The following is a 23123-nucleotide window of genomic DNA, read 5'->3' on the forward strand; positions in this document are numbered from 1 at the left end:
CAAGAAGTGACAGTGCCTTTATGGATATAGCGATCACCCACCGGCTGTCATTCAAACAGGCCCGTTTGACTGTGCTGATCGGCTTTGTATTGGGCACGCTGCTCAGTCTGTTTCAAATTGCCCTCGATTATGCCAGCGAAGACGCGTCCATCGATCGTGAAATTCGCTCGTTGCTGCAAATCAGTCACAACCCCGCCTCGCGCATCGCCTACAACCTGGACGCAGAACTGGCGCAAGAACTGACCCTGGGCCTGCTGCACTCCCCTGCCGTGGTCGGCGCGCGGCTGACCGATAACAACAACCTGCAGCTCGCTGCCGTATCACGGCCGTTGGCGAAGAGCGCCTACCGGATGGTCAGTGATTTCCTGTTCGGCGGGAGTCGTCAGTTCGAAGACGTGCTGCACCTGGATCACATCCCCAATGAGTCCATCGGTACCCTGCACCTGGACGTCGACACTTTCGCCTTCGGCAGCCATTTTCTGCAGCGCGCCGGGATCACTCTGGTCAACGGCTTCGTGCGCAGCCTGGTGCTGGCCGGCCTGCTGCTGGCGCTGTTCTACTTCACCCTGACCAAACCGCTGACGGGAATGATCCGTGCGCTGTCGGAACGTGATCCGCGCAGCCCCGTTCAACCGCCGGTGCCCTGCCCGCCCGGCCACGAAAACGATGAAATCGGCGTGTTGGTGGCGGTCACCAATCGGCAGTTCGAGAGTGTTGCCAGTGAGTTTGCGCAGCGGCGGGAGGCGGAAAACCGCCTCACCGACCACCTCAATGAACTGGAAGACATTGTCTCCGCACGCACCAATCAGCTCGAAGCCAGCAACGCCCGGCTCAGCCAGTCCAACGAAGAACTGCAGATCGCGCGCAGCACGGCGCTGGACATGGCCCACGCGCGCTCTGCGTTTCTGGCCCACATGAGCCATGAAATCCGCACGCCGCTCAACGGTTTGCTGGGCATGCTGGCGTTGTCCCTTGATGGCCCGCTCAGCGCAGAACAGCGCCAGCAGCTGTCCATTGCCCACGACTCGGGCAAGGTGCTGGTCGAGCTGCTGAATGACATTCTCGACCTGTCGAAATTCGACGCCGGCCAGGTTGAGCTCGAACGCATTCCGTTCGATCTGGCCGCGTTGATCGAAGACACCGCCAGCCTGCTGTCGCAAAACGCGGCGCCGAATGTCGAGCTGACCTGCCTGATCGACCCGCGCTTTCCGGCGTCGGTGCTGGGTGACCCGACGCGGGTGCGGCAGATCGTCAGCAACCTGCTCTCCAACGCGCTCAAGTTCACCCGCGCCGGGCGCGTGGATGTGCGCCTCAGTCAGCATGGCGACCACGTGCGCATCGAGGTGTGCGACACGGGAATCGGCATCGCGCAGGACGCCCAGGCCAAGATCTTTCAGCCATTCACTCAAGCCGAAGCCGCGATCACCCGACAGTACGGCGGAACCGGTCTGGGCTTGACCCTGACCCACAACCTGACCGATGCCATGAACGGGCAATTGAGTATCGAATCTGTCCTTGGCGCCGGCAGCCGTTTCCGCGTGGACCTGCCGCTGCCGGCACACGCGCCCGCGCTGCAATGGCCGCTGCTTAAAGGCAAAGTCCTGGTGGGCAGCGACGAGAACAGCGGTTTGCTGGAAATGCTCAGCCGACTGCTGCCGGAATGGGGCGTTACCTGTCAGCCGCTGGCCGAAGACGCGCCGCCCGATGCTGACGCGGACCTGCTGATCACCGATTGCCCGCAGTGCCTGGTAGCCATCCGCGAGGCAAGCACGGTGCCGGTGTGGCTGGTGACGGCGTACGGCAACTTCATGCCCGGCGAGCAGGTGGCGGCCCTGGCGCCGCTGCAGCAACAGGCGCGGCCACTTTCGCGCAATGTATTGCATCAGAGCCTGGCGCGTATTCTGGACGCCAATGGTCAGGCAGGTATCAGCCAGGATCAGGGCGACCCTTCACCCACCCATCGGGCGCGTATTCTGCTGGTGGAGGACAACCCGGTTAATCAGCTCGTGGCGAAAGGCATGCTCAGCAAGCTCGGCTGCGATGTGGTCGTCAGCAGCAATGGCGCTGAGGCGCTGCAGCAGCTTGAGCAGGATCACTTCGATCTGGTGCTGATGGACTGCAACATGCCAGTGATGAACGGCTATGACGCTACGCGACGAATCCGGGAGAGCGATCGCTGGTCAGATCTGCCGATCATCGCGCTGACGGCCAACGCGATGCCGGAAGAGCGGGAGCACTGCAAAGTTGCGGGCATGAGCGACTACTTGGCCAAGCCGTTTCGTCGCGAAGAATTGATGGCGTTGCTGGATCAGTGGATCCCCGTAGAGCAGCCGCATTAAAGGCTGCTTCGATCAACCGGCGGCTTGTTCTTTCAACAACGCTTCGATGTCGGCCTTGATGTCTTCCGGCTTGGTCAATGGCGCGTAACGCTTGACCAGCTTGCCGTCGCGGCCCACCAGGAACTTGGTGAAATTCCACTTGATGCCTTCGGAACCGAGCAACCCCGGCGCGCGCTTCTTCAGCTGCACGAACAGCGGGTGGGCATGGCTGCCGTTGACGTCGATCTTTTTGAACAGCGGAAAGCTCACCCCGTAGTTGAGTTCGCAAAAGTCGGAAATCGCGCCTTCGTTGCCGGGCTCCTGCTTGCCGAACTGATTGCACGGAAAGCCCAGCACCACCAGCCCGCGATCCTTGTAGCCCTGCCACAATTCCTCAAGACCCTTGTATTGCGGCGTGAAACCGCACTTGCTGGCGGTGTTCACCACCAGTACCGCCTTGCCGCCGAAATCAGCCAGGGTCTTTTGCTCGCCCTTGATCGTTTGCACCGGAATATTCAGCAGCTCGTCGCTCATGGCGATGCCTCGAAAGTGGTAAACAGCCAAGCTAGCGCGCCATTGCCTGGCGCGCTATCCCATTGTTGCCGGTGATAGGCCTGCATCAGGCGCTGCGCGGCACCAAATCCAGGCACACGGAGTTGATGCAGTAGCGCAGACCGGTAGGCGGCGGACCATCCGGAAACACATGACCGAGGTGAGCATCGCATTGGCTGCAGACCACTTCGGTGCGAATCATGCCGTGACTGACGTCGCGCACTTCGACCACTGCGCTGCCTCCCAGCGGCGCGTAGAAGCTCGGCCAGCCGCAGCCCGAATCAAACTTCGTCTTCGAATCGAATAAGGGCTCGTTGCAGCAGATGCAGTGGTAAACGCCGTCAGTCTTGGTTTCGTTGTATTTGCCGCTGAATGGACGCTCCGTGCCCTTCAGCCGGCAGACGTTGTACTGCTCGGGATCGAGCATCGCTTTCCATTCTTCAAGGGTTTTATCCAGCTTAGCCACGGGTAGACCTCCGTAAATGAAAAAGCCGATCTGTGTCTTTTCCACGGATCGGGTGGCACGTATGATTGCGCCTTCGTTGGACGCCAGTCTGTCACCCGCGTTTCTCGCGTACAAACCCATTTTGATGGCGTCATGCTCAGCGGTCTGCGCTTCTTCATACAGCGGGCCGTCTCTTTTCGGGACCAATCACCATGCAGTTCAGCAAATCGAACAAGCTCGCCAACGTCTGCTACGACATTCGCGGGCCGGTGCTAAAGCACGCCAAGCGCCTGGAAGAGGAAGGCCATCGCATCCTCAAGCTGAACATCGGCAACCCGGCGCCGTTTGGTTTCGAGGCGCCGGACGAAATTCTGCAGGACGTCATCCGCAACCTGCCCATGGCCCAGGGCTACAGCGATTCCAAAGGCCTGTTCAGTGCACGCAAGGCGGTGATGCAGTACTACCAGCAGAAGCAGGTCGAAGGTGTCGGCATCGAAGACATCTACCTGGGCAACGGCGTCTCGGAACTGATCGTGATGTCGATGCAGGCCCTGCTCAACAACGGCGACGAAGTGCTGGTCCCGGCACCGGACTACCCGCTGTGGACCGCCGCCGTGGCGTTGTCCGGCGGCAACCCGGTGCATTACTTGTGCGACGAGCAGGCCAACTGGTGGCCTGATCTGGAGGACATGAAGGCCAAGATCACGCCGAACACCAAGGCGATGGTGATCATCAACCCGAACAACCCGACCGGCGCCGTGTATTCCCGTGAAGTGTTGCTGGGGATGCTGGAGATTGCCCGTCAGCACAATCTGGTGGTGTTCTCCGACGAAATCTACGACAAGATTCTCTACGATGACGCCGTGCACATCTGCACTGCCTCGCTGGCACCGGACCTGCTGTGCCTGACGTTCAACGGACTGTCGAAGTCCTACCGCGTGGCCGGTTTCCGTTCCGGCTGGATCGCGATTTCCGGGCCCAAGCACAACGCCCAGAGCTACATCGAAGGCATCGACATCCTGGCGAACATGCGCCTGTGCGCCAACGTGCCGAGCCAGCACGCGATCCAGACCGCGCTGGGCGGCTATCAGAGCATCAATGACCTGATCCTGCCGCCGGGCCGTCTACTGGAACAGCGCAACCGTACCTGGGAATTGCTCAACGATATTCCGGGCGTGAGCTGCGTGAAGCCGATGGGCGCGTTGTACGCCTTCCCGCGCATCGACCCGAAAGTCTGCCCGATCCACAACGACGAGAAGTTCGCGCTGGACCTGCTGCTGTCGGAAAAGCTGCTGATCGTTCAGGGCACAGCGTTCAACTGGCCGTGGCCGGACCACTTCCGCGTGGTGACGCTGCCGCGTGTGGATGATCTGGAACAGGCCATTGGCCGGATCGGCAACTTCCTGAAGACTTACAAGCAGTAATGCTGCCTGCAAGGAGCCGGCTTGCTGGCGAACGGGGTTGATCAGTGACGACGATGTCGCCTGACACACCGGGGTTCGCCAGCAAGCCGGCTTCTACGGTTTCAAGCCCCATGGCTTCGCACCTGCCCTGTCGCCGGCGACCTTGATTGTCGTGCCAACGCCAGACGACACAGTTTGAAATGATCCCCCGGTTGAATACGCCCCGACATCACCTTATATACCCCCGCAGTACGTTACATATTCTTCCCGAGGAGAAACTCTTAACCATGATGCGCATTTTGCTGTTTTTGGCCACTAACCTTGCGGTCGTGCTGATTGCCAGCATTACCCTGAGCCTTTTTGGCTTCAACGGGTTCATGGCGGCCAACGGGGTTGATCTGAACCTCAATCAGCTGCTGATCTTCTGCGCAGTGTTCGGTTTCGCCGGTTCGCTGTTCTCGCTGTTCATCTCCAAGTGGATGGCGAAGATGAGCACGGGCACCGAGATCATTACCCAACCCCGCACCCGTCATGAGCAATGGCTGCTGCAGACCGTGGAACAACTGTCCCGCGATGCGGGCATCAAGATGCCGGAAGTGGGCATTTTTCCTGCCTACGAGGCCAACGCCTTTGCCACCGGCTGGAACAAGAATGACGCGCTGGTCGCGGTCAGCCAGGGCCTGCTGGAGCGTTTTTCGCCCGATGAAGTGAAAGCAGTGCTGGCTCACGAGATCGGTCACGTCGCCAACGGCGACATGGTGACGCTGGCGCTGGTCCAGGGCGTGGTCAACACCTTCGTCATGTTCTTCGCGCGAATCATCGGCAACTTCGTCGACAAGGTGATCTTCAAGAACGAAGAAGGCCGTGGCATCGCGTTCTACATCGCGACCATCTTCGCCGAAATCGTGCTGGGCTTCCTCGCCAGCGCCATCGTCATGTGGTTCTCGCGCAAGCGTGAATACCGCGCCGACGACGCCGGTGCCCGCCTGGCCGGTACGGGAGCAATGATCAGCGCGCTGCAGCGTCTGCGCTCGGAACAGGGCGTGCCGGTGCAAATGCCTGAGAGCATGACCGCGTTCGGTATCAACGGTGGTTTGAAGCACGGCCTGGCCGGGCTGTTCATGAGCCACCCGCCGCTGGAAGAGCGCATCGAGGCGCTTCGTCGTCGCGGTTGATTGCTTAAGGCTGCAACGAGAAAGGGCGACGTGAAGTCGCCCTTTTCTTTTGTGCTCATTTCTATGCGCTGCGCTATCGGCGATACAGCCGATACGCATATTCCATCAGGGACGTCGCGCCCGCCTGCTTGAACTTAACGCCCTGCTCCAACACGTCCAGATCCGCGACGCGCTTGACCCGCCAATCGGGGGACAACAACTGCAGCACTTCATCCTCATCCACCGAGAACGGCGGGCCGGCAATCAGCGACTGGTCGTAATCCAGGGTCACCAGCAAGCCGCAGGCATCGTTGGACAGCAGATGATTGAGCTGTCTGACGTAACGCCAGCGCAAGTCCGGCGGCAGCGCGATCAGGGCGGCACGGTCATAAAAGGCGGTGCAGTCGCCAACGTCTTCGGGCTTAAGAGAGAAGAAGTCGCCGCACCAGATCTCGCAGCCCTCCGCACCATAGACCTTGAGCGCGCCACGCTCCTCGATCGTGGCCTGCAAGCCGTTCTCGCTGAAGAATCCGGCCACCGCTATTTCAGACAGTTCCGCGCCCACCACGTGAAAACCCTGGTTGAGCAGCCACACCATGTCGATGCTTTTGCCGCACAACGGCACCAGCACGCGCTCCCCTGGCATGGCAGTGAGCTCTGGCCACAGGCGCAACAGGTGCGAATTCACAGACGCCTGATTGAAACCGATCTGATTGATCGCCCAGCGCTCATGCCAAAAACGCGGCTCCATAGACACTCCTGATATCCCGATCAAAACGGACGAAAACTTATATTAGATTTAGATGGATGTACTGCCCGATCATGCCACTCACCTTATACGCTCAGGACACTGCAAATGCTGCCTAGCCTGTTCATTTCCCACGGCTCGCCCATGCTTGCGCTCGAACCGGGCGAAAGCGGGCCGGCGCTCGCACGTCTCGCCTCCGCCCTGCCGCGCCCTAAAGCCATCGTGATGGTCTCCGCACATTGGGAAAGCAACGACCTGCTGGTCAACGGCAATCCTCAGCCAGAAACCTGGCATGACTTTGGCGGCTTCCCGCCCGAGCTTTTCGCCGTGCAGTACCCGGCGCCCGGCATGCCGGAGCTGACGCACCACGTGCTGGAGTTGCTGGCGGAGGCTGACCTGCCGGCGCGCATGACCACCCAACGGCCGTTCGACCATGGCGTCTGGGTGCCGTTGTCATTGATGTACCCGAAGGCGGATATTCCCATCGTGCAGGTCTCGCTGCCTACGGGCATGGGCCCCGCCCTGCAGACGAAGGTCGGGCAGGCGCTGAATAGACTGCGTCAGGAAAACGTTCTGCTGATCGGTTCTGGCAGCATCACCCATAACTTGCGAGAGCTGGACTGGCAGGCGGGACCTGAAAGCATCACCCCGTGGGCCCTGGCGTTCCGCGACTGGATGGTGGAAAAGCTGGCGGCCGACGATCTGCAAGCGCTGCATGATTATCGAAACCAGGCACCCCACGCCGCGCGCAACCACCCGACGGATGAACACCTGCTGCCCCTGTATTTCGCACGGGCGGCGGGCGGGGAGTTCAGCATCGAGCACCAGGGTTTCACCATGGGTGCGCTGGGGATGGACATCTATCGGTTTGGGTGAGTTGGGCTGGACTGGGTCCTGTAGGACCGGCTTTAGCCGGGAATAGGCCAGGTCAGTCGACATCAATTATGGAGCGTGCCATCTGACACCTTCCCGGCTAAAGCCGGTCCCACTGACATCAAAAGCCTGCGTGCTCGGATGCGCTATTAGAACCGCCCCGACACCGGACTTCCCAAATCCTACACAAAAAAATCCCCGAACCAGTCGGGGATTTTTTTGTTCAGACGATCAGCTCAAGAGCCGATCAGTCCTCGCGATAGCGACGCAGCTTCAGCTGCTTGCCGGCAACGCGGGTGTCTTTCAGCTTGGCCAGCAGACGCTCGAGACCGTCTTCCGGCAGCTCGACGAGGCTGAAGCTGTCACGCACCTGGATGCGACCGATGGCTTCACGAGCCAGACCGCCTTCGTTGAGGATGGCGCCCAGCAGGTTTTTCGCAGCGATGCCGTCACGGGCACCCAGTGCGGTGCGGCAGCGAGCACGGCCTTCGGCCAACGGCACCGGGGCACGACGTTCACGGTCGCCACGATCAGGACGATCGCCTGCTGGACGCTCAGGACGATCACCACGTGGTGCGTTGTTCGGCACCAGTGGACGTTCTTTCTCGATTGCGCCCAGGGTCAGCGCCTGACCATTGGTGGCCTTGCGCAGCAGAGCAGCGGCCAGTGCACGCGGGGTGCAACCGATGTCGGCAGTCAGGCGGTCCAGCAATTCGCCATGGCTTGCTTCGGCATCAGCGACCAGCGGCGACAGGCTGTTGGTCAGTTTCTTGATGCGGGCATCGAGAACGGCCTGGGAATCCGGCAGGCGGACTTCGGCGATTTTCTGACCGGTCATGCGCTCGATCACTTGCAGCATGCGACGCTCACGCGGCGTTACCAGCAACAGGGCGCGGCCTTCGCGACCGGCACGGCCAGTACGGCCGATACGGTGAACGTAGGCTTCCGGGTCGTACGGCATATCAACGTTGAACACGTGAGTGATGCGCGGAACGTCCAGACCACGGGCAGCAACGTCAGTCGCAACAACGATGTCCAGACGGCCATCCTTGAGGGAGTCGATGACGCGCTCACGCTGGTTCTGGGCGATGTCGCCGTTCAGCGCAGCAGCCTTGTAGCCTTTGGCTTCAAGGGCGCTGGCCAGATCCAGAGTGGCCTGCTTGGTACGTACGAACATGATCAGGGCGTCGAAGTCTTCGACTTCCAGCAGGCTCAGAACGGCAGAGGTCTTCTGGTCAGCGTGAACCAGCAGGTGAGCCTGCTCGATCGCGGTAACGGTCTGGGTCTTGCTCTGGATCTTGACGTGTTTCGGGTCTTTCAGGTGACGCTCGGCGATCGCACGGATCGACTGCGGCAGGGTCGCCGAGAACAGCACGGTCTGGCGGGTTTCAGGCATGGCCTTGAAGATGACTTCGAGGTCATCCATGAAGCCCAGCTTGAGCATTTCGTCGGCTTCGTCAAGAACCAGGTGGTTCACGGTCGCCAGGACTTTTTCGTCACGACGCAGGTGGTCACACAGACGACCCGGGGTAGCGACGACGATTTGAGCGCCGTTACGAATGGCTTTCAGCTGCGGGCCCATCGGCGCGCCGCCGTAGACAGCCACAACGGTCACGCCCGGCATTTGCTTGGCGTAGGTTTCGAACGCGGTGGCCACTTGCAGGGCCAGCTCACGAGTCGGCGCGAGGATCAGCGCTTGCGGCTCGCGTTTCGTCGGGTCGATCAGGCTCAGGATTGGCAGAGCGAAGGCGGCGGTTTTACCGGTACCTGTCTGCGCCTGACCGATCATGTCGTGACCGGCGAGGATAATCGGGATCGATTGCTGCTGAATGGCAGAAGGCTCTTCGTAGCCAGTCGCGATAACAGCGGCAAGAATGGTCGGGTGAAGGTTAAGAGCGGCGAAGCCGCCGGATTCCTGGGTCATGGGTCTGCCTCTGAGTGCATCCGCAAAGACCCATGCTTCAAAGCTGCGCGTGCCGTGTAAGACCCTAGAGTCACCCTGGCTGCTTTGTCGGCGGGGATTTGCGAAAACGTATTGATGAATGGATCGTCATGGGTGGTTCGTGACCGAACCGATTCGAGAAGATGGCTTCGCGAACCTAAACCGTGACGAGGGCCCTATGAAAGGCCGGCGCGCACTATACCGGAAATGCTGAAACAAGTGAGGATTTTTTTCGCGAAACAGCCCCTTGCGGCCAACTGTCACAGGCTTTGCGCAAAGCTGCGTCAGTGTCTACTTTTCAAGTGCCCGGTATCGGTTGCGAGCAGAGCTTAAACGATTCACCCAGACAGTGCGACACCCCACCCTCCCTTTCTCCTCATCTGCAGGAAACAGCGACATGACCTCATTGATCAAAGGCCACGTCAGCCGGGAACAGCGCGGCGCAATCATGCTCATCGGCCTGGACCGGGTCGCCAAACGCAACGCCTTCGACCTGGACATGCTCAATCAGCTGAGCCTGGCCTACGGCGAGTTCGAGCGTAACGACCAGGCACGGGTCGCGGTGGTGTTTGCCCATGGCGAGCATTTCACCGGCGGGCTCGATCTGGCCGAGGCCGGGCCGGCACTGAGAGAGGGCTGGACGCTACCGCCCGGCGGTTACGATCCCTGGGGGCTGTCGATCGGTCCGCGGGTCAGCAAGCCGGTGATTGTCGCGGCCCAGGGCTGGTGCCTGACCTTGGGCATCGAGCTGATGCTCGCCTCCGATATCAATCTGTGCGCGAGCAATGCCCGCTTTGCCCATCTGGAAGTGCAGCGCGGCATTTTTGCCTGCGCCGGCGCGACCCTGAGGCTGCACCAGATCGCGGGTTGGGGCAATGCGATGCGCTGGCTGCTGACGGGCGATGAATTCGACGCTCACGAAGCCTGCCGAATGGGCCTGGTGCAGGAAGTGATGGCCCCCGAGGACCTTCTGCCCTCGGCGCTGCGCCTGGCCCAACACATTGCCGACCGCGCGCCATTGGGTATTCGCACTACCCTGGAGTCCGCGCGTCAGGCAGTGCTCGAGGGTGAAAGCGTTGCGGCCGAGGCCTTGCCGGCACTGGTCCGGCGGGTGCTGGACAGCGAGGACGCCAAAGAAGGCCTGCAGGCGCTGCAGGAAAAACGCCCGCCGCTATTTAGAGGATGCTGATCAGGTCGCGGGCCGCAGCGTCTTGATCAGCGGCAACAGCGAATAGCCCAGTTGCGGCGCGAGGCTTTCGGCGCGTTGGGTCAGCGCGTCAATGTCCAGCGTCTGGTCTAGGTCGGCGGGGACGATCAGGATGACGTTGCCCTCCTTCACCGGCAGCTCCCAGTAATGACGGTGGTACAAACCGCGCAGCAGGGCCGCGCCCAAAGGTTTGCCATCGTCCGACGCCCACTGATTGATGATCAGCCAGCCGCCGGGGTTGAGGCGCTGTTGGCATTTCTCGAGAAACCCCCAGGCCAGATGGCCCACGGCAGGGCCGGTGTCGGTGTACAGGTCGACGAAGATCAGGTCCGCGTCTTCGGCGGTCGGCAGCAGGTGGAGGGCGTCGCCGATGCGCACATACAACCGGGGATCGTCCTGCAGGCCCATGTATTCCATGGCCAGACGCGGCACATCGGGGCGCAGTTCAATGGCTTCGACGTCGTCCAGGGGCAGAAACTTCAGACACGCCTGGGTCAGCGTACCCGCGCCCAGCCCCATGAACAGCGCGCTTTCGGGGGACGGATGGCACAGCGCGCCAATGAACATGGCGCGGGTGTAGTCGTACTCAAGCCAGGCCGGATCGGCCGTGAACGTGCAACTCTGTTCGATGGCATCACCGAACTCCAGGAAGCGGTAATCGGCCACTTCAAGTACGCGGATCTTGCCGAATTCGTCGTGAACTTCGGCCAACACGTGCTCTACGCGTTCCTCGGTCATTGCTGTTCTCGTGCCCATGGTCAGAGTGATTCGGGATCGCGCCCGCAGGGACTGGCATCGCCGCACTCAGCGATCGGCGCTGCTGCGTGCCGCGCCTGATGTGCAGACAAACGCAAGGCGCCCCGTAAAAGCGCGGATTGTCGGCGAATCGCGCCCCGCAGGTCACGCAAATTCTCGGGTTGAGCTGCTAACATGCCTGTCCGATCGCACTGACTTCGAGTTCAACATGAGCCAACCCTGGAGCCCCGACAGCTGGCGGAACCTGCCTATCCAGCAGCAACCTCAATACCCCGACGCCGACCACGTTCGCCGTGTCGAGCAGACCCTCGCCAGCTATCCACCGCTGGTGTTTGCCGGGGAAGCGCGCGAGCTGCGCCGACAGTTTGCCGAGGTCACCGAGGGCCGGGCGTTCCTGTTGCAGGGTGGCGATTGCGCGGAGAGCTTCTTCGAATTCTCGGCCGCGAAAATTCGCGACACCTTCAAGGTGCTGCTGCAAATGGCGATCGTCATGACCTTTGCCGCCGGCTGCCCGGTGGTCAAGGTCGGACGCATGGCCGGGCAATTCGCCAAACCGCGCTCTTCCAACGACGAGACCATAGACGGCGTGACGCTGCCGGCGTACCGCGGCGACATCGTCAACGGCATCGGCTTCGACGAGAAAAGCCGCGTGCCGGACCCTGATCGTCTGCTGCAGGCGTATCACCAGTCCACCGCGACCCTCAACCTGCTGCGCGCTTTCGCTCAGGGCGGTTTTGCCGATCTGCATCAAGTCCACAAGTGGAACCTGGATTTCATCGCCAACTCGGCGCTGTCGGACAAATACAGCCAGCTCGCCGATCGCATCGACGAGACCCTGGCGTTCATGCGCGCTTGCGGCATGGACACCTCGCCGCAGTTGCGCGAAACCAGTTTCTTCACCGCCCACGAAGCGCTGCTTCTGAATTTCGAAGAAGCCTTCGTTCGCCGCGACAGCCTGACCAATGATTTCTACGATTGCTCGGCACACATGCTGTGGATCGGCGACCGCACGCGGCAGCTGGACGGGGCCCATGTGGAATTCCTGCGCGGCGTGAAGAACCCGATCGGCGTCAAGGTCGGTCCGAGCATGAACACCGACGACCTGATTCGCCTGATCGACATCCTCAACCCCGACAACGATCCGGGCCGCCTGAACCTGATTGCGCGCATGGGCGCCAACAAGGTCGGCGACCATTTGCCGGGGCTGATCCGTGCCGTGGAGCGCGAAGGCAAAAAGGTGCTGTGGAGTTCGGACCCGATGCATGGCAACACGATCAAGGCCAGCAGCGGTTACAAGACCCGCGACTTCGCCCAGATCCTGGCGGAAGTGAAGCAGTTCTTCCAGGTGCATCAGGCGGAAGGGACCTACGCCGGCGGCATCCACATCGAGATGACCGGGCAGAACGTCACCGAATGCATCGGCGGCGCGCGTCCGATTACCGAAGATGGCTTGTCGGACCGCTACCACACTCACTGCGATCCACGGATGAATGCCGATCAGTCCCTGGAGCTGGCGTTTTTGATCGCCGAGACATTGAAGCAGGTGCGTCGGTAGGTCATTGCTGCCTTTGACTGAATGCTCCGCACATCCGATGCTGCATCCGCTGAATTGGCTGGATGCTGCACCGAATCTGTAGGAGCCGGCTTGCTGGCGAAGGGGACTGTCAGGCAGAGTGCAGCGTCGGGAAATTTTTTCGCGGGCAAGCGCGCTCCTACAGTCGCCGGCGAGGCGTGCGTCCTGTCAGCGGGGTCGGGGGAGGAATCCCAGGCCCATTCTTGGCTGAAGCCGGTCCTACAAAAAGCAGGCAGCTGCCGCTACAGATGATCAAAACCGCTGGCCACAAACGCCTCCCGCAAGCGCGCCGCACTGGCGCGCTGGCAGTTGATCAACACGTGCGGCAACTCCAGCCAGTTGGCCAGTTGCCGCAGGTGAAATGCGAGGGCGTGCATGCCTTCGTCATCCAGTCCGGGTTGCTCTTCATGAACCCCATGAACCGCCAGACGCCCCGCCGCCCTTTCAGCGCGCAGGTCAATGCGCGCAGCGATGCGCTCGTTGTGCAGAAACGGCAGCACGTAATAGCCGTAAACCCGCTTGTGGGCAGGGGTGTAGATCTCCAGCCGGTAGTGAAAATCGAACAGCCGCTCCGTCCGCGCCCGCTCCCAGATCAATGAATCAAACGGCGACAGCAACGCGCTGGCCGCGACCTTGCGCGGCACTGTCAGCCCCGGAAGCGTGTACGCCGGTTGCTTCCAGCCCTGCACCTGAACAAGCTGAACCGCGCCCTCCTCCAGCAGCTCTGCCAAACCGCGCTTGGCCGGTGCCGGGTCCTGTCGGAAATAATCGCGCACGTCTTTTTCGGTACCGACACCCAGCGCTTTTACCGCGTGCAGCAGCAAGCCGCGCTGGGCATCGGGTGCGGTTATAGCGGAATGATTGATGATCCCCGACGGCAGAACGCGCTCGGGCAAGTCGTACAGCCGCTCGAAACCGCGACGGCCGGCGACCGTGACCTCACCCGCCGCAAACAGCCATTCCAGCGCATGCTTTTCGGCGCTCCAGTCCCACCAGGGTCCGGCGCGCTCCTGACGGGTGCTGATGCTGCCCGCGCCCAACGCGCCCTGCTCGCGAACGGTCTGCAACACCCGGGCAATAACGGTCTGCTGCTCGCGGCCGAACTTCGCCAGTTGCTGATAAATGCCCTCGCCCTGGGACGCGCGCTGCATCCGCCAGCGCATCAGCGGGTACAGCTCGACCGGCAGCAACGACGCCTCGTGGCCCCAGTACTCAAACAGATTGCGCTGCCGACCCTGGCTCCACGCCGCCTGCTCCAGCAATGTGCGCGAATAAGGGCCGAGCCGGGAAAACAGCGGCAAGTAGTGCGATCGCACCAGCGCGTTGACCGAATCGATCTGCAGCACGCCGAGCCGTTCGATCAGCTGTGTGACGTGCGCCGCCTTGATCGTCGCTGGTGGCTGGCGGCTGTTGAAGCCTTGAGCCGCCAGCGCCAGACGGCGCGCGTGCTTGAGGGAAAGTGGCGGGTGGATCGGCGGTTCGACGGGCATTACGACCTCCATGGCGGTGCCCAACGCTAACCGATCACCCGCTGCCCTGTCAGCGCTTCATCGGGTCGTCCCAGAAAGGACGCTCGATTTCTTCGTAGACATCCGCCCGACTCAGGCCCATATCCTTCAGGGCATCATCGCTCAGCGTGGCCAGTTCGACGCGCTGCTGATGCAGCTTGCGCCAGCGAGCGACCTGCGCCACAAACGACTTCCACCAATGTTCCGGCGCGGATTGCCGCGACAGAGGTTTTGCGACCAGTACGAAACCTTTTTGACCTTTCATCGTCTTGCCCTCCAGTGGGGATGGGCAGATTCTCTCGCCGCGCCTAAGATCAATCCAACGAATGTTTCTTATGCACTGCATCTGGGAGATTGATGCATGACCACCTACCCGAGTATCGACAGCGAGCTGCTGCGCACCTTCGTCGCGATCGCCGATGAGGGCGGTTACACCAAGGCGGGCGAGGTGGTGAATCGCACTCAGTCGGCCGTGAGCATGCAGATGAAACGGCTGGAGGAAGACGTGGTGCGGCGCCCGTTGTTTCTGAAGGACGGCCGCACCATCAGCTTCACGGCGGAAGGCCAGGTGCTGCTGGGTTACGCGCGACGGATTCTGAAACTGCACAGCGAGGTGTTCAACACCCTGCGCGAGCCGCACATGGTCGGCACGGTGAAGATCGGTACGCCGGACGATTACGTGATGCGCTTTCTGCCAGGCATTCTGCAGCGCTTTGCCCAGGCCTACCCGCTGGTGCAGGTGGAAGTGCATTGCGAGTCGTCGTCGCAATTGCTGCAACGCCAGGACCTGGACCTGAGTATCGTCACCCGTGAGCCCGGCAAGGAAATCGGCCAGATCCTGCGCCAGGAGCGGTTTGTCTGGGCCGTCGGCGCAGGCTTTTGCCCACAGGAGCAGACGCCCATGCCGCTGGCGATGTTCAACACCGATTGCTTTTGCCGGCAGTGGGCGATCAATGCGCTGCAGGCGTCCGGCCGCGAGTTCCGGGTGGCCTACACCAGCGCGAGCCTGTCAGCGATCATGGCGGTGGTCAGCGCCGGGCTGGCGGTGACCGCGCAGCTGCAAAGCCTGATCACCTCGGACCTGGAAGTGCTCGGCGAACAGCACGGGCTGCCGCAGTTGCCGTCGGCGAGCATCGTGCTGCTGCGCAACCCCAACAATCCGTCGCCGATCACCGAGTGCCTGGCCGATCACATTGCCGAAGGGTTCAGGCTATAACGGGAGCTACAAGCAGCTCACAGCTTGAAGCACAGCATGATCGCGCAGATCACCAGAAAGCCGCAGAACAGCGAGCGCAATACGCGTTCCGGCAGACTGTGCGCCAGGGCGACGCCCCAGCTGATGCTGGCCAGCCCGCCGATGGCCAGGGGAATGCCCATCAGCCAGTCGACGTGACCGTGCAAGGCGTAGGTCGCCAGCGTGATCGCCGTGCTCGGCGCCGCCAGTGCCAGCGCAAGGCCCTGAGCCGCCACCTGCGTCGCGCCGAACAGGCCGGTCAGAATGGGCGTTGCGATGACTCCGCCACCGACGCCGAACAGCCCGGCGGTGACGCCCGAGCCCAAGCCCAGCAGCCACAACCATCGGGTGTGGCGCAGCTCGGCGCCCACAATGCCTTTGCGCCAGACCATCTGGATCAGGTTGAACAGCGTCAGCACAACGAGAAACCCGACGAAGCCCAGGCGCATGCTTTGCGGGTCAACGCGCACAGCCCACAGCGAGGTCAGCCAGGACATCGTGAAACTGGGCACGATGAGCATCAGCGCATGGCGCACCGACACCCGATTGCGCTGGTTGTAACGCCACAGCGCCAGGAGCACATTGGGCAGCACCATCAATAACGCCGTGCCCTGGGCCAGTTGCTGATCAAGCCCGAACAACACCCCCAGCGCCGGAATGGCCACCAGCCCGCCGCCAATGCCGAACAGTCCGCCCAGCGTGCCCATCGCGGCGCCCAGCAGCAGGTACATCAATACATCGACAATCACGGTCGACCCTCTAATCCGATTTCAGCGTGCATGCTACGCAGTCAGTGCCGTCGAGGAAATCCGCGTTGACGATATCCAGGGCTCATCAACCATTCACAAAAAAGTCGGCACCTGCCACCGATCGATAGAGAGCTACACGCCCGCCCATTACCGAAATTATGTGGTGCATTAAACATCAGGGCACTAAATTACCGAACATTACTGACTGAGCGAGGGACACCCCATGAACGCCAACGAGCCCACCCACAAGGCTGGCGCTGGCAGTTGCGACGAACTGCTGCTGGATAACCAGCTGTGTTTCGCCCTGTACTCGACGTCGCTGATGATGACCAAGGTGTACAAGCCACTGCTGCAGGAGCTGAACCTGACCTACCCGCAATACCTGGCGATGCTGGTGTTGTGGGAGCGCGACGGCCTGACCGTCGGAGAAGTCAGCACCCGCCTGCTCACTGATCCGGGCTCGCTGACGCCGCTGCTCAAACGGCTGGAAGCAGAAGGCCTGATCCGTCGAACCCGCAGCAAGGAAGATGAGCGCGTCGTGCTGCTGACCCTGACCGAACAAGGCAAGGCGTTGCACGCAAAGGCGCAGAGCGTTCCGCAATGCATTCTGGCCGCCAGCGGAATCAACCTTGAGCAACTGAAAGCCCTGCAGAAAGACCTGCTCGCCCTGCGTGGAAATCTGCACGAAAGCATCTGATCCGTCCTACGAAATCCGCCCCTTTGAAAAATCCTGAAAATTTATCTTGCGCACTAAACATTAGCGCAGTACATTCAACCTCACTTGCTTAGCGCACAAAACTTTAGCGCAAAGCGGACCCTGTTTCAGTCATCAGTACCCAACCCATCAGCACGTGAGGAATTACCATGCAAGCTCTCTACACTGCAGTCGCAACCGCAACCGGTGGCCGTGATGGCCGCGCTGTTTCCGACAACAAGATCCTCGACGTCAAACTGGCCACTCCGAAAGAACTGGGCGGTGCAGGCGGCGAAGCCACCAACCCTGAGCAACTGTTCGCTGCCGGTTACTCGGCCTGCTTCATCGGCGCACTGAAGTTCGTCGCCGGCCAGAGCAAGAAAACCATCCCGGCTGACGCCTCGATCACTGCCCATGTCGGCATCGGCCAGATCCCCGGCGGTTTCGGTCTGGATATCGACCTGCACATCAGCCTGCCGGGCCTTGAACAAGCCGAAGCTCAGGCGTTGGTCGATGCAGCCCACCAGGTCTGCCCTTACTCCAACGCCACACGCGGCAACGTCGATGTCCGTCTGCACGTGACTGTGTAAAGGCTCGTCACAAGACCTCGTCCCCAACACTCGTTTGACCGGGAGAAGAACATGAACACGTTTGGCAAGATTCTGGCTGGCTCGCTCCTCGCACTGTCGATCGGCAACGCTTATGCGGCGACCGACACGGGCGTCGAGCACAACACGCAGGCGTTTCTGGACGCGCTGAATTCGGGAAGCGGCAAGCCGATCGAACAGCTTTCTCCCAAAGATGCCCGCGCTGTCCTGACCGGTGCCCAGGCCGGGGTCAAGCTGACTCTGCCCAAGGCCGATGTCAGCCAGAAGACCATTTCGGTGGACGGCCAGAACATCAGCCTGACGATCGTTCGTCCGGCGGGCGTCAAAGGCACCTTGCCAGTGTTCATGTACTTCCACGGCGGCGGCTGGGTGCTCGGCGATTACCCGACCCACGAACGTCTGGTACGGGATCTGGTAGAGGGTTCGGGCGCAGTGGCGGTGTTCGTCAACTACACGCCTTCGCCTGAAGCGCACTACCCGACGGCGATCAACCAGGCCTATGCGGCGACCAAATGGGTCGCCGAGCATGGCAAGGAAATCAACGTCGACGGCAAGCGTCTGGCGGTGGCGGGCAACAGCGTCGGCGGCAACATGGCGGCGGTCGTCAGCCTGATGGCCAAAGACAAAGGCACCCCGGCGATCCGTTACCAGGTGCTGCTGTGGCCGGTGACTGACGCCAACTTCGATACCGGTTCGTATGATCAGTTTGCCGAGGGTCACTTCCTCACCCGCAACATGATGAAGTGGTTCTGGGACAACTACACCACCGATCCGAAACAACGTGCCGAGATCTATGCCTCACCTCTGCGGGCCACGACCGATCAGTTGAAAGGTCTGCCGCCTGCCCTGGTGCAAACGGCGGGTGCTGACGTGCTGCGCGACGAAGGTGAAGCCTACGCCCGCAAACTGGACCAGGCCGGTGTGCCGGTGACGGCAGTTCGCTACAACGGCATGATTCACGATTACGGGCTGTTGAATGTGGTCAGTCAGGTGCCGGAAGTGCGCTCCGCATTGCTGCAGGCTTCACAAGAGCTGAAAGTGCATTTGAAGTAAGGCGGCACGAGCTGTAGAGGCCGGCTTGCTGGCGAACGCGTTAGTCAGTCGCAACCGTATTGGCCCGTCTGACGCATTCGCCAGCAAGCCGGCTCCTACAGGGTCAGCGTGTGCTGGAACTGCCCTTTCACGCAGCCACAAAAAAGCCCGACTCTATGGTCGGGCTTTTTCGTGTCCGGCGTTACATCACCGGCCTTACAAGAGCAGTGCTTATTTGGCACGGCCTTTGTAGGAACCACCTTCGCGGGTGTCGATTTCGATCTTGTCACCGATTTCGATGAAGTCAGCAACCTGAAGCTCGGTGCCGTTGGCCAGTTTGGCCGGCTTCATGACCTTGCCCGACGTGTCGCCACGAGCCGAACCTTCGGTGTAGTCGACGGTGCGCACGATGGTGGTCGGCAGCTCTACGGAAACCAGACGGTCTTCGAAGAAGATCGCTTCGCAGACGTCGGTCATGCCTTCTTCGACGAATGGCAGAACGGCTTCGATGTCTTCAGCGTTCAGCTCGTACATGGTGTAGTCGGTGGTGTCCATGAACGTGTAAGTGTCGCCGCTGATGAAAGACAGCGTGGCTTCTTTGCGGTCCAGGATCACGTCTTCCAGCTTGTCGTCGGCGCTGTAGACGATTTCAGTCTTGTAGCCGGTCAGCAGGTTCTTCAGCTTGGTCTTCATGATCGCGCTGTTACGGCCCGACTTGGTGAATTCAGCTTTCTGAACCAGCCAAGGATCGTTTTCCAGCTTGATCACGGTACCGGGTTTAAGCTCTTTACCAGTTTTCATTACGAGTATCCGAATTTGGATGAAAGATCTTTCTAAGCCCTGTACGAAAAGCCACTTTTCGTACAGGGCTTAATACAAGGCCGCGTATCATATCCAACTTTGGTAAAACCTTACCAGCGCAGTCGTCAGATCCTCCTGCAAGGCCTGTTCCAGACACCAGCGCTCGGCACGGGCGGCCAGTTCATCGGTGTGCTGTTCGAGCGCATTCCAGCCATGAGTCATGGCCTTGCCGCCATTCCAGCTGTGCCAGACCCCGGTCAGTGCCTGGCGCGCCTCCTCCGACAACCCCACCCCATACAACTCGAGAAACGCATCGAGCTTGGCCCAGTGGGCGTCGTCGTCCTGCTCATAGATGTGCCAGATCAGCGGCCGCCCCGCCCATTGCGCACGGACAAACGAATCCTCCCCGCGCACCACGTTGAAATCGCAGCACCACAACAGCTGGTCGTAGTCCTCCTGGCGCACGAACGGCAGCACCTGAATCGTCAGGGCATCGCGGCCATGCACCGCGCCCGCCTTCAATTCATCCGCGCCCAGCCAACGTTGAACGTCGCCCAGAATGCGGCCTTCCGGGACCAGGAGGTGAGTGTTGCGGTCAGCCTGGGCCAGGCAATCCAGCCAGCTGCCGAGCCCGGCGTGTTCGTAGGCAAACAGTGACATCAGCCGCGCATCGGCGTGGGGCACGATGTTCAGGCGCTGGAGGAAGGATTGGCGTGCGGCGGGATTCGCCTGAAACGCCTGACGCTTTTCGATCAAGCCCGCTTCACGCAACAACCCTCCGGTCTTTTCGGTGAATCCGGGGAAGAAGAAGTACTTGCGCAGGCCCGAAGACTGGATCGACGGCAGGCCATGGCAACCCGACACCCAGTCCTCGGCGCTGAGGTATTCCAGGTTGAACCACAGCGGCCGCTTCTCTGCTCCGTGCATGGCCTCGATGTAGTCCGGCGGCAGGCGACAGGCGAAGGCTTCGACCACCACGTCTGGCAGGTCGACCGGTTGCCAGGCCTTGGACCACTCCTTTGGCCAGCGGCATACGATGACGCCATCCTGTACTTGTTGGTCGGCCAGCGGATCGGCACCCGGGCACAGCCGGGCGAAGGCGTTCAGGTCATCGATCCAGAGGCGAACCTTCAGGTCGTGTTCGGCGACCAGTTGTCGGGCCAGGCGAAAGGTCACGCCGACGTCGCCGAAATTATCGACAACGCTGCAGAAAATATCCCAAGAGGCTTTCATCCGGGCTCCCTGAGGATGTTCAAAAAAACCGATTGTCCTTCATTGCGGCGCAGAATCACCAGCCCCGGTCGTGCGACAATCGCCGCCACCGCTGGCCACATGCATACAAGCCTGGAGTCTGTCATGTACGTCAACCACCGCGAACTGTCCGTCACGCTGCGCCCGCTCAAGCTGATCCTGTCGATTGCCGCCGGCATCTGGCTGGGGTTTCTCGCTGTCCTGCTGAGCCTGTGGCTGGTCTATAAAATGCTCCCCGCCGAGCAGACCCAGGCGCTGAACAATGCGGCCGCGCAGATGACCGCCCCGCCTGCGGCCAAACCAAAGCCGGACAGTGATAACCCGATGTTCGATCAATACCGGCAGATCCTGCGCGACAGCGAAGCGCGGCAGACGCAAAAGGCCGAACAGGCGGAGCGGCAACGCAGCTTCAACGGCCCGAAATGCCAGTTCTGGATGCAGCAGAACCAGACCGCGCCCAGCGAGAAAAGCCGTGCGAGCGTGTATCAGTTCTGCGGTTGAATCCCCTTTGTCGAGCCATTCCATGTCCGTGAACACGCCATGCCCGTGAACAAGCAAACCGTGCTGCAGTGCATCGTCGAGAAGCTGCAGGTCGATCTCGATGTGGCGGTGCGGGCCGCGCAAACGGCGTACGAAACCGCGACCCACGAAGAGAACATCGCCGAGAACAAGTACGACACCCTGGGGCTGGAGGCGTCGTATCTGGCGGCGGGCCAAGCGCGGCGCGTGGAAGAAATCCGCCAGTCGCTGAACCTCTGTCGCCACCTTGTGCTCAAGCCATTCGATGACCAGCGCGGCATCCAGACCGGCGATCTCATTGCGCTGCAGGCAGGCAACGGCGCAGGGCAGCTGTTGTTTCTCGGGCCTGATGCAGCGGGGCTGAAAATCACGGTCGACGAGCAGGTGGTTACGGTGATCACGGCACGCTCGCCACTGGGTCAGAGCCTGGTTGGCAAGCTCGATGGCGATGAGGTGGAAGTGGTGGTGAACGGCAGTCGCCAATCGTTCGAGATCACGCAAATCCTGTGACCCACTGATCATTTGCAGGGTTGTAGCGTCCGACTTTTTGTGGGTAAGGTGCGTGGTCGCACCACAAAGGGTGAATCCCGGAACACGGAGCCGGGGACACGGATTTAACCAAGGAGATATTTCATGACGAACGTCATCACTTTCCCTGACGCCCATGAACGTGATCGCCTCAAGTCCAGTGACCACCACGGGTTGAGATACCTGAACAAGAAAGAGCGACAACTGATCGACCGCCTGCGCATGACCAGTCACGCCGGCCGCCAGTACGTTTACGACTACGCCAGCATCATGCAGCGTTCCAAGCCGCTGTACCCCGAGCCCGTGGACTGACGCGGCCACTCCGGGACACGCGGCGGTTCAGCAGAGGTTCAGTACAACGCCAGGGGGCGTGGGCCTATAGTGGGTAGATGTTTCTGTCTTCAGGAAAGCATCATGCCCACTGCAACGCCTGTCCCCTCGCCCGCCGAGCCGGCCACCTCCGCTGTCGATGCGCCGGTCGATCATCTGCGCTTTCACAAACGCCACGCGCACCTGGCGCCGACCTTTGGCACCGATGCCTTCGCCCTCAAGGCCGAGGCGTTCGCGCGCTTCTTCGGCACGCCCACCTTTCTCGGCGCCCAGACGTTTCTGGTCTTGCTGTGGGTGGGCGCGAACCTGAGCGGGCTGGTGTCATTCGATCTGTACCCGTTCATCCTGCTGAATCTGGCGTTCAGCCTGCAATCCGCCTATGCCGCGCCGCTCATTCTGCTGGCCCAGACCCGACAGGCCGCCCGGGACAAGGCCAGTGCCGATGCCGACGCGGAGCATCGAGAGGCGCTGGCGACGGCCAACGAAGAACGCATGGCCCGCGCGGCGCAAAACACCGCGCAGATGCTCGAGCTGCTGGAACAGAACACTCGACTCACCGAAATGACCAAAGTGCTGACCGAACGCGTGGAAGCGCTGACGGCGGACATGCACAAGCATTTCGTCAAGCGCGATGGGCATGTTTGAATGTTCCCGCGCGCGCCGACCCTGTTGCGCTCGCCGCAAACCAATTTTGCGCACGACCGCGTTTTTTAATTCGGCGCAGATCCACTGTAGGAGCGCGCTTGCCCGCGAATGCGATCTGCCTGTGTCATCCATTTCGCCCGACACACCGCATTCGCCAACAAGCCGGCTCCCACAGGTTCTGTGCCTGACGCCGAATCCCGGCCCACGCCGCTCCACTGTAGGAGCGCGCTTGCCCACGAATGCGATCTGCCTG

Annotated in this window: 24 protein-coding genes; 14 read left to right on the forward strand and 10 right to left on the reverse strand. The window is 61.2% G+C overall.

Translation table 11 applies throughout. From position 1 onward, the window contains the following. Positions 1 to 20: 20 nt before the first annotated feature. Positions 21 to 2339 (forward strand): response regulator, encoded by a 2319-nt coding sequence (locus tag ACQKEN_RS21185; RefSeq protein WP_427688487.1) that lies wholly within the window; start codon positions 21 to 23, stop codon positions 2337 to 2339. A gap of 12 nt (positions 2340 to 2351) precedes the next feature. Here ACQKEN_RS21185 and ACQKEN_RS21190 read toward each other — a convergent pair whose 3' ends face one another. Then, positions 2352 to 2852, reverse strand: a complete 501-nt coding sequence (locus ACQKEN_RS21190) for a glutathione peroxidase (protein ID WP_133776433.1) — start codon at positions 2850 to 2852, stop codon at positions 2352 to 2354. Between the two features lie 85 nt (positions 2853 to 2937). Further along, positions 2938 to 3336, reverse strand: a complete 399-nt coding sequence (gene msrB, locus ACQKEN_RS21195) for a peptide-methionine (R)-S-oxide reductase MsrB (RefSeq protein WP_427688490.1) — start codon at positions 3334 to 3336, stop codon at positions 2938 to 2940. A gap of 191 nt (positions 3337 to 3527) precedes the next feature. Here msrB and ACQKEN_RS21200 point away from each other — a divergent pair, with 191 nt between their 5' ends. Next, positions 3528 to 4739: a pyridoxal phosphate-dependent aminotransferase gene (locus tag ACQKEN_RS21200; protein WP_122535600.1), complete on the forward strand. Its 1212-nt coding sequence runs from the start codon at positions 3528 to 3530 to the stop codon at positions 4737 to 4739. A gap of 266 nt (positions 4740 to 5005) precedes the next feature. Beyond that, positions 5006 to 5893, forward strand: a complete 888-nt coding sequence (htpX, locus tag ACQKEN_RS21205; RefSeq protein WP_037011815.1) for a protease HtpX — start codon at positions 5006 to 5008, stop codon at positions 5891 to 5893. Positions 5894 to 5966: 73 nt separating this feature from the next. On the opposite strand, the gene ACQKEN_RS21210 is transcribed toward htpX, so the two are convergent. Then, complete coding sequence (locus tag ACQKEN_RS21210; protein ID WP_427688493.1) at positions 5967 to 6623, reverse strand: thiopurine S-methyltransferase; 657 nt, start codon at positions 6621 to 6623, stop codon at positions 5967 to 5969. Positions 6624 to 6728: 105 nt separating this feature from the next. On the opposite strand from ACQKEN_RS21210, the gene ACQKEN_RS21215 reads away from it, so the two are divergent. Then, positions 6729 to 7496: a DODA-type extradiol aromatic ring-opening family dioxygenase gene (locus tag ACQKEN_RS21215; protein WP_427688495.1), complete on the forward strand. Its 768-nt coding sequence runs from the start codon at positions 6729 to 6731 to the stop codon at positions 7494 to 7496. 244 nt (positions 7497 to 7740) lie between these two features. Here the strand turns inward: ACQKEN_RS21215 and ACQKEN_RS21220 are convergent, their stop codons facing one another. Next, a complete protein-coding gene (locus ACQKEN_RS21220; protein ID WP_133776427.1) occupies positions 7741 to 9417 on the reverse strand; it encodes a DEAD/DEAH box helicase in 1677 nt (558 codons plus the stop codon). Positions 9418 to 9832: 415 nt separating this feature from the next. On the opposite strand from ACQKEN_RS21220, the gene ACQKEN_RS21225 reads away from it, so the two are divergent. Further along, entirely contained in the window at positions 9833 to 10624 is a 792-nt protein-coding gene (locus ACQKEN_RS21225; RefSeq protein WP_427688498.1) for a crotonase/enoyl-CoA hydratase family protein, read from the forward strand. On the opposite strand, the gene ACQKEN_RS21230 is transcribed toward ACQKEN_RS21225, so the two are convergent. Continuing rightward, positions 10625 to 11380: a spermidine synthase gene (locus tag ACQKEN_RS21230; protein ID WP_427688500.1), complete on the reverse strand. Its 756-nt coding sequence runs from the start codon at positions 11378 to 11380 to the stop codon at positions 10625 to 10627. Between the two features lie 226 nt (positions 11381 to 11606). Between ACQKEN_RS21230 and ACQKEN_RS21235 the strand changes: the two genes are divergently transcribed. Next, complete coding sequence (locus ACQKEN_RS21235; protein WP_369306425.1) at positions 11607 to 12953, forward strand: class II 3-deoxy-7-phosphoheptulonate synthase; 1347 nt, start codon at positions 11607 to 11609, stop codon at positions 12951 to 12953. A 260-nt stretch (positions 12954 to 13213) separates the two neighbouring features. Here ACQKEN_RS21235 and ACQKEN_RS21240 read toward each other — a convergent pair whose 3' ends face one another. After that, complete coding sequence (locus ACQKEN_RS21240) at positions 13214 to 14461, reverse strand: winged helix-turn-helix domain-containing protein (protein ID WP_427688502.1); 1248 nt, start codon at positions 14459 to 14461, stop codon at positions 13214 to 13216. Between the two features lie 49 nt (positions 14462 to 14510). Continuing rightward, on the reverse strand, positions 14511 to 14744 hold the full coding sequence (locus tag ACQKEN_RS21245) for a DUF1127 domain-containing protein (RefSeq protein ID WP_427688504.1): 234 nt from the start codon (positions 14742 to 14744) through the stop codon (positions 14511 to 14513). Between the two features lie 96 nt (positions 14745 to 14840). Between ACQKEN_RS21245 and ACQKEN_RS21250 the strand changes: the two genes are divergently transcribed. Next, positions 14841 to 15695: a LysR substrate-binding domain-containing protein gene (locus ACQKEN_RS21250; RefSeq protein WP_065993052.1), complete on the forward strand. Its 855-nt coding sequence runs from the start codon at positions 14841 to 14843 to the stop codon at positions 15693 to 15695. A 17-nt stretch (positions 15696 to 15712) separates the two neighbouring features. Here ACQKEN_RS21250 and ACQKEN_RS21255 read toward each other — a convergent pair whose 3' ends face one another. After that, a complete protein-coding gene (locus tag ACQKEN_RS21255; RefSeq protein WP_427688520.1) occupies positions 15713 to 16444 on the reverse strand; it encodes a sulfite exporter TauE/SafE family protein in 732 nt (243 codons plus the stop codon). 241 nt (positions 16445 to 16685) lie between these two features. Here ACQKEN_RS21255 and ACQKEN_RS21260 point away from each other — a divergent pair, with 241 nt between their 5' ends. The 3 genes from ACQKEN_RS21260 (at position 16686) to ACQKEN_RS21270 (ending at position 18817) form a co-directional block, all read left to right on the forward strand. After that, positions 16686 to 17159, forward strand: coding sequence for a MarR family winged helix-turn-helix transcriptional regulator (locus tag ACQKEN_RS21260; protein ID WP_427688506.1), 474 nt, complete (start codon positions 16686 to 16688; stop codon positions 17157 to 17159). 167 nt (positions 17160 to 17326) lie between these two features. Continuing rightward, complete coding sequence (locus ACQKEN_RS21265) at positions 17327 to 17746, forward strand: organic hydroperoxide resistance protein (RefSeq protein WP_065993050.1); 420 nt, start codon at positions 17327 to 17329, stop codon at positions 17744 to 17746. A gap of 51 nt (positions 17747 to 17797) precedes the next feature. Next, positions 17798 to 18817 carry an alpha/beta hydrolase gene (locus ACQKEN_RS21270; RefSeq protein WP_427688509.1) on the forward strand — a complete coding sequence of 340 codons (1020 nt, stop codon included), beginning with the start codon at positions 17798 to 17800 and terminating at the stop codon, positions 18815 to 18817. 210 nt (positions 18818 to 19027) lie between these two features. On the opposite strand, the gene ACQKEN_RS21275 is transcribed toward ACQKEN_RS21270, so the two are convergent. Further along, entirely contained in the window at positions 19028 to 19597 is a 570-nt protein-coding gene (locus ACQKEN_RS21275; RefSeq protein ID WP_037011849.1) for an elongation factor P, read from the reverse strand. 87 nt (positions 19598 to 19684) lie between these two features. Continuing rightward, positions 19685 to 20830, reverse strand: coding sequence for an elongation factor P maturation arginine rhamnosyltransferase EarP (gene earP, locus ACQKEN_RS21280; protein ID WP_427688511.1), 1146 nt, complete (start codon positions 20828 to 20830; stop codon positions 19685 to 19687). A gap of 123 nt (positions 20831 to 20953) precedes the next feature. On the opposite strand from earP, the gene ACQKEN_RS21285 reads away from it, so the two are divergent. From ACQKEN_RS21285 to ACQKEN_RS21300, 4 genes are all read left to right on the forward strand, one after another. Beyond that, positions 20954 to 21349 (forward strand): hypothetical protein, encoded by a 396-nt coding sequence (locus ACQKEN_RS21285; protein ID WP_427688513.1) that lies wholly within the window; start codon positions 20954 to 20956, stop codon positions 21347 to 21349. A 45-nt stretch (positions 21350 to 21394) separates the two neighbouring features. After that, positions 21395 to 21877, forward strand: a complete 483-nt coding sequence (locus ACQKEN_RS21290) for a GreA/GreB family elongation factor (RefSeq protein ID WP_427688521.1) — start codon at positions 21395 to 21397, stop codon at positions 21875 to 21877. A 123-nt stretch (positions 21878 to 22000) separates the two neighbouring features. After that, complete coding sequence (locus tag ACQKEN_RS21295) at positions 22001 to 22207, forward strand: hypothetical protein (protein ID WP_065993044.1); 207 nt, start codon at positions 22001 to 22003, stop codon at positions 22205 to 22207. Positions 22208 to 22309: 102 nt separating this feature from the next. Next, a complete protein-coding gene (locus ACQKEN_RS21300; protein WP_427688515.1) occupies positions 22310 to 22870 on the forward strand; it encodes a DUF1003 domain-containing protein in 561 nt (186 codons plus the stop codon). Positions 22871 to 23123 lie beyond the last annotated feature (253 nt).

Source organism: Pseudomonas sp. NPDC078416 (assembly GCF_050268485.1).
Classification (GTDB): domain Bacteria; phylum Pseudomonadota; class Gammaproteobacteria; order Pseudomonadales; family Pseudomonadaceae; genus Aquipseudomonas.

Bases quoted from the DNA above. Each gene is read 5' to 3' on its own strand.
- ACQKEN_RS21185 (WP_427688487.1), top strand. From the start codon at position 21: ATGGATATAGCGATCACCCACCGGCTGTCATTCAAACAGGCCCGTTTG.
- ACQKEN_RS21190 (WP_133776433.1), bottom strand. From the start codon at position 2,852: ATGAGCGACGAGCTGCTGAATATTCCGGTGCAAACGATCAAGGGCGAG.
- ACQKEN_RS21200 (WP_122535600.1), top strand. From the start codon at position 3,528: ATGCAGTTCAGCAAATCGAACAAGCTCGCCAACGTCTGCTACGACATT.
- htpX (WP_037011815.1), top strand. From the start codon at position 5,006: ATGATGCGCATTTTGCTGTTTTTGGCCACTAACCTTGCGGTCGTGCTG.
- ACQKEN_RS21210 (WP_427688493.1), bottom strand. From the start codon at position 6,623: ATGGAGCCGCGTTTTTGGCATGAGCGCTGGGCGATCAATCAGATCGGT.
- ACQKEN_RS21215 (WP_427688495.1), top strand. From the start codon at position 6,729: ATGCTGCCTAGCCTGTTCATTTCCCACGGCTCGCCCATGCTTGCGCTC.
- ACQKEN_RS21220 (WP_133776427.1), bottom strand. From the start codon at position 9,417: ATGACCCAGGAATCCGGCGGCTTCGCCGCTCTTAACCTTCACCCGACC.
- ACQKEN_RS21225 (WP_427688498.1), top strand. From the start codon at position 9,833: ATGACCTCATTGATCAAAGGCCACGTCAGCCGGGAACAGCGCGGCGCA.
- ACQKEN_RS21230 (WP_427688500.1), bottom strand. From the start codon at position 11,380: ATGACCGAGGAACGCGTAGAGCACGTGTTGGCCGAAGTTCACGACGAA.
- ACQKEN_RS21235 (WP_369306425.1), top strand. From the start codon at position 11,607: ATGAGCCAACCCTGGAGCCCCGACAGCTGGCGGAACCTGCCTATCCAG.
- ACQKEN_RS21240 (WP_427688502.1), bottom strand. From the start codon at position 14,461: ATGCCCGTCGAACCGCCGATCCACCCGCCACTTTCCCTCAAGCACGCG.
- ACQKEN_RS21245 (WP_427688504.1), bottom strand. From the start codon at position 14,744: ATGAAAGGTCAAAAAGGTTTCGTACTGGTCGCAAAACCTCTGTCGCGG.
- ACQKEN_RS21250 (WP_065993052.1), top strand. From the start codon at position 14,841: ATGACCACCTACCCGAGTATCGACAGCGAGCTGCTGCGCACCTTCGTC.
- ACQKEN_RS21255 (WP_427688520.1), bottom strand. From the start codon at position 16,444: ATGTACCTGCTGCTGGGCGCCGCGATGGGCACGCTGGGCGGACTGTTC.
- ACQKEN_RS21260 (WP_427688506.1), top strand. From the start codon at position 16,686: ATGAACGCCAACGAGCCCACCCACAAGGCTGGCGCTGGCAGTTGCGAC.
- ACQKEN_RS21265 (WP_065993050.1), top strand. From the start codon at position 17,327: ATGCAAGCTCTCTACACTGCAGTCGCAACCGCAACCGGTGGCCGTGAT.
- ACQKEN_RS21270 (WP_427688509.1), top strand. From the start codon at position 17,798: ATGAACACGTTTGGCAAGATTCTGGCTGGCTCGCTCCTCGCACTGTCG.
- ACQKEN_RS21275 (WP_037011849.1), bottom strand. From the start codon at position 19,597: ATGAAAACTGGTAAAGAGCTTAAACCCGGTACCGTGATCAAGCTGGAA.
- earP (WP_427688511.1), bottom strand. From the start codon at position 20,830: ATGAAAGCCTCTTGGGATATTTTCTGCAGCGTTGTCGATAATTTCGGC.
- ACQKEN_RS21285 (WP_427688513.1), top strand. From the start codon at position 20,954: ATGTACGTCAACCACCGCGAACTGTCCGTCACGCTGCGCCCGCTCAAG.
- ACQKEN_RS21295 (WP_065993044.1), top strand. From the start codon at position 22,001: ATGACGAACGTCATCACTTTCCCTGACGCCCATGAACGTGATCGCCTC.
- ACQKEN_RS21300 (WP_427688515.1), top strand. From the start codon at position 22,310: ATGCCCACTGCAACGCCTGTCCCCTCGCCCGCCGAGCCGGCCACCTCC.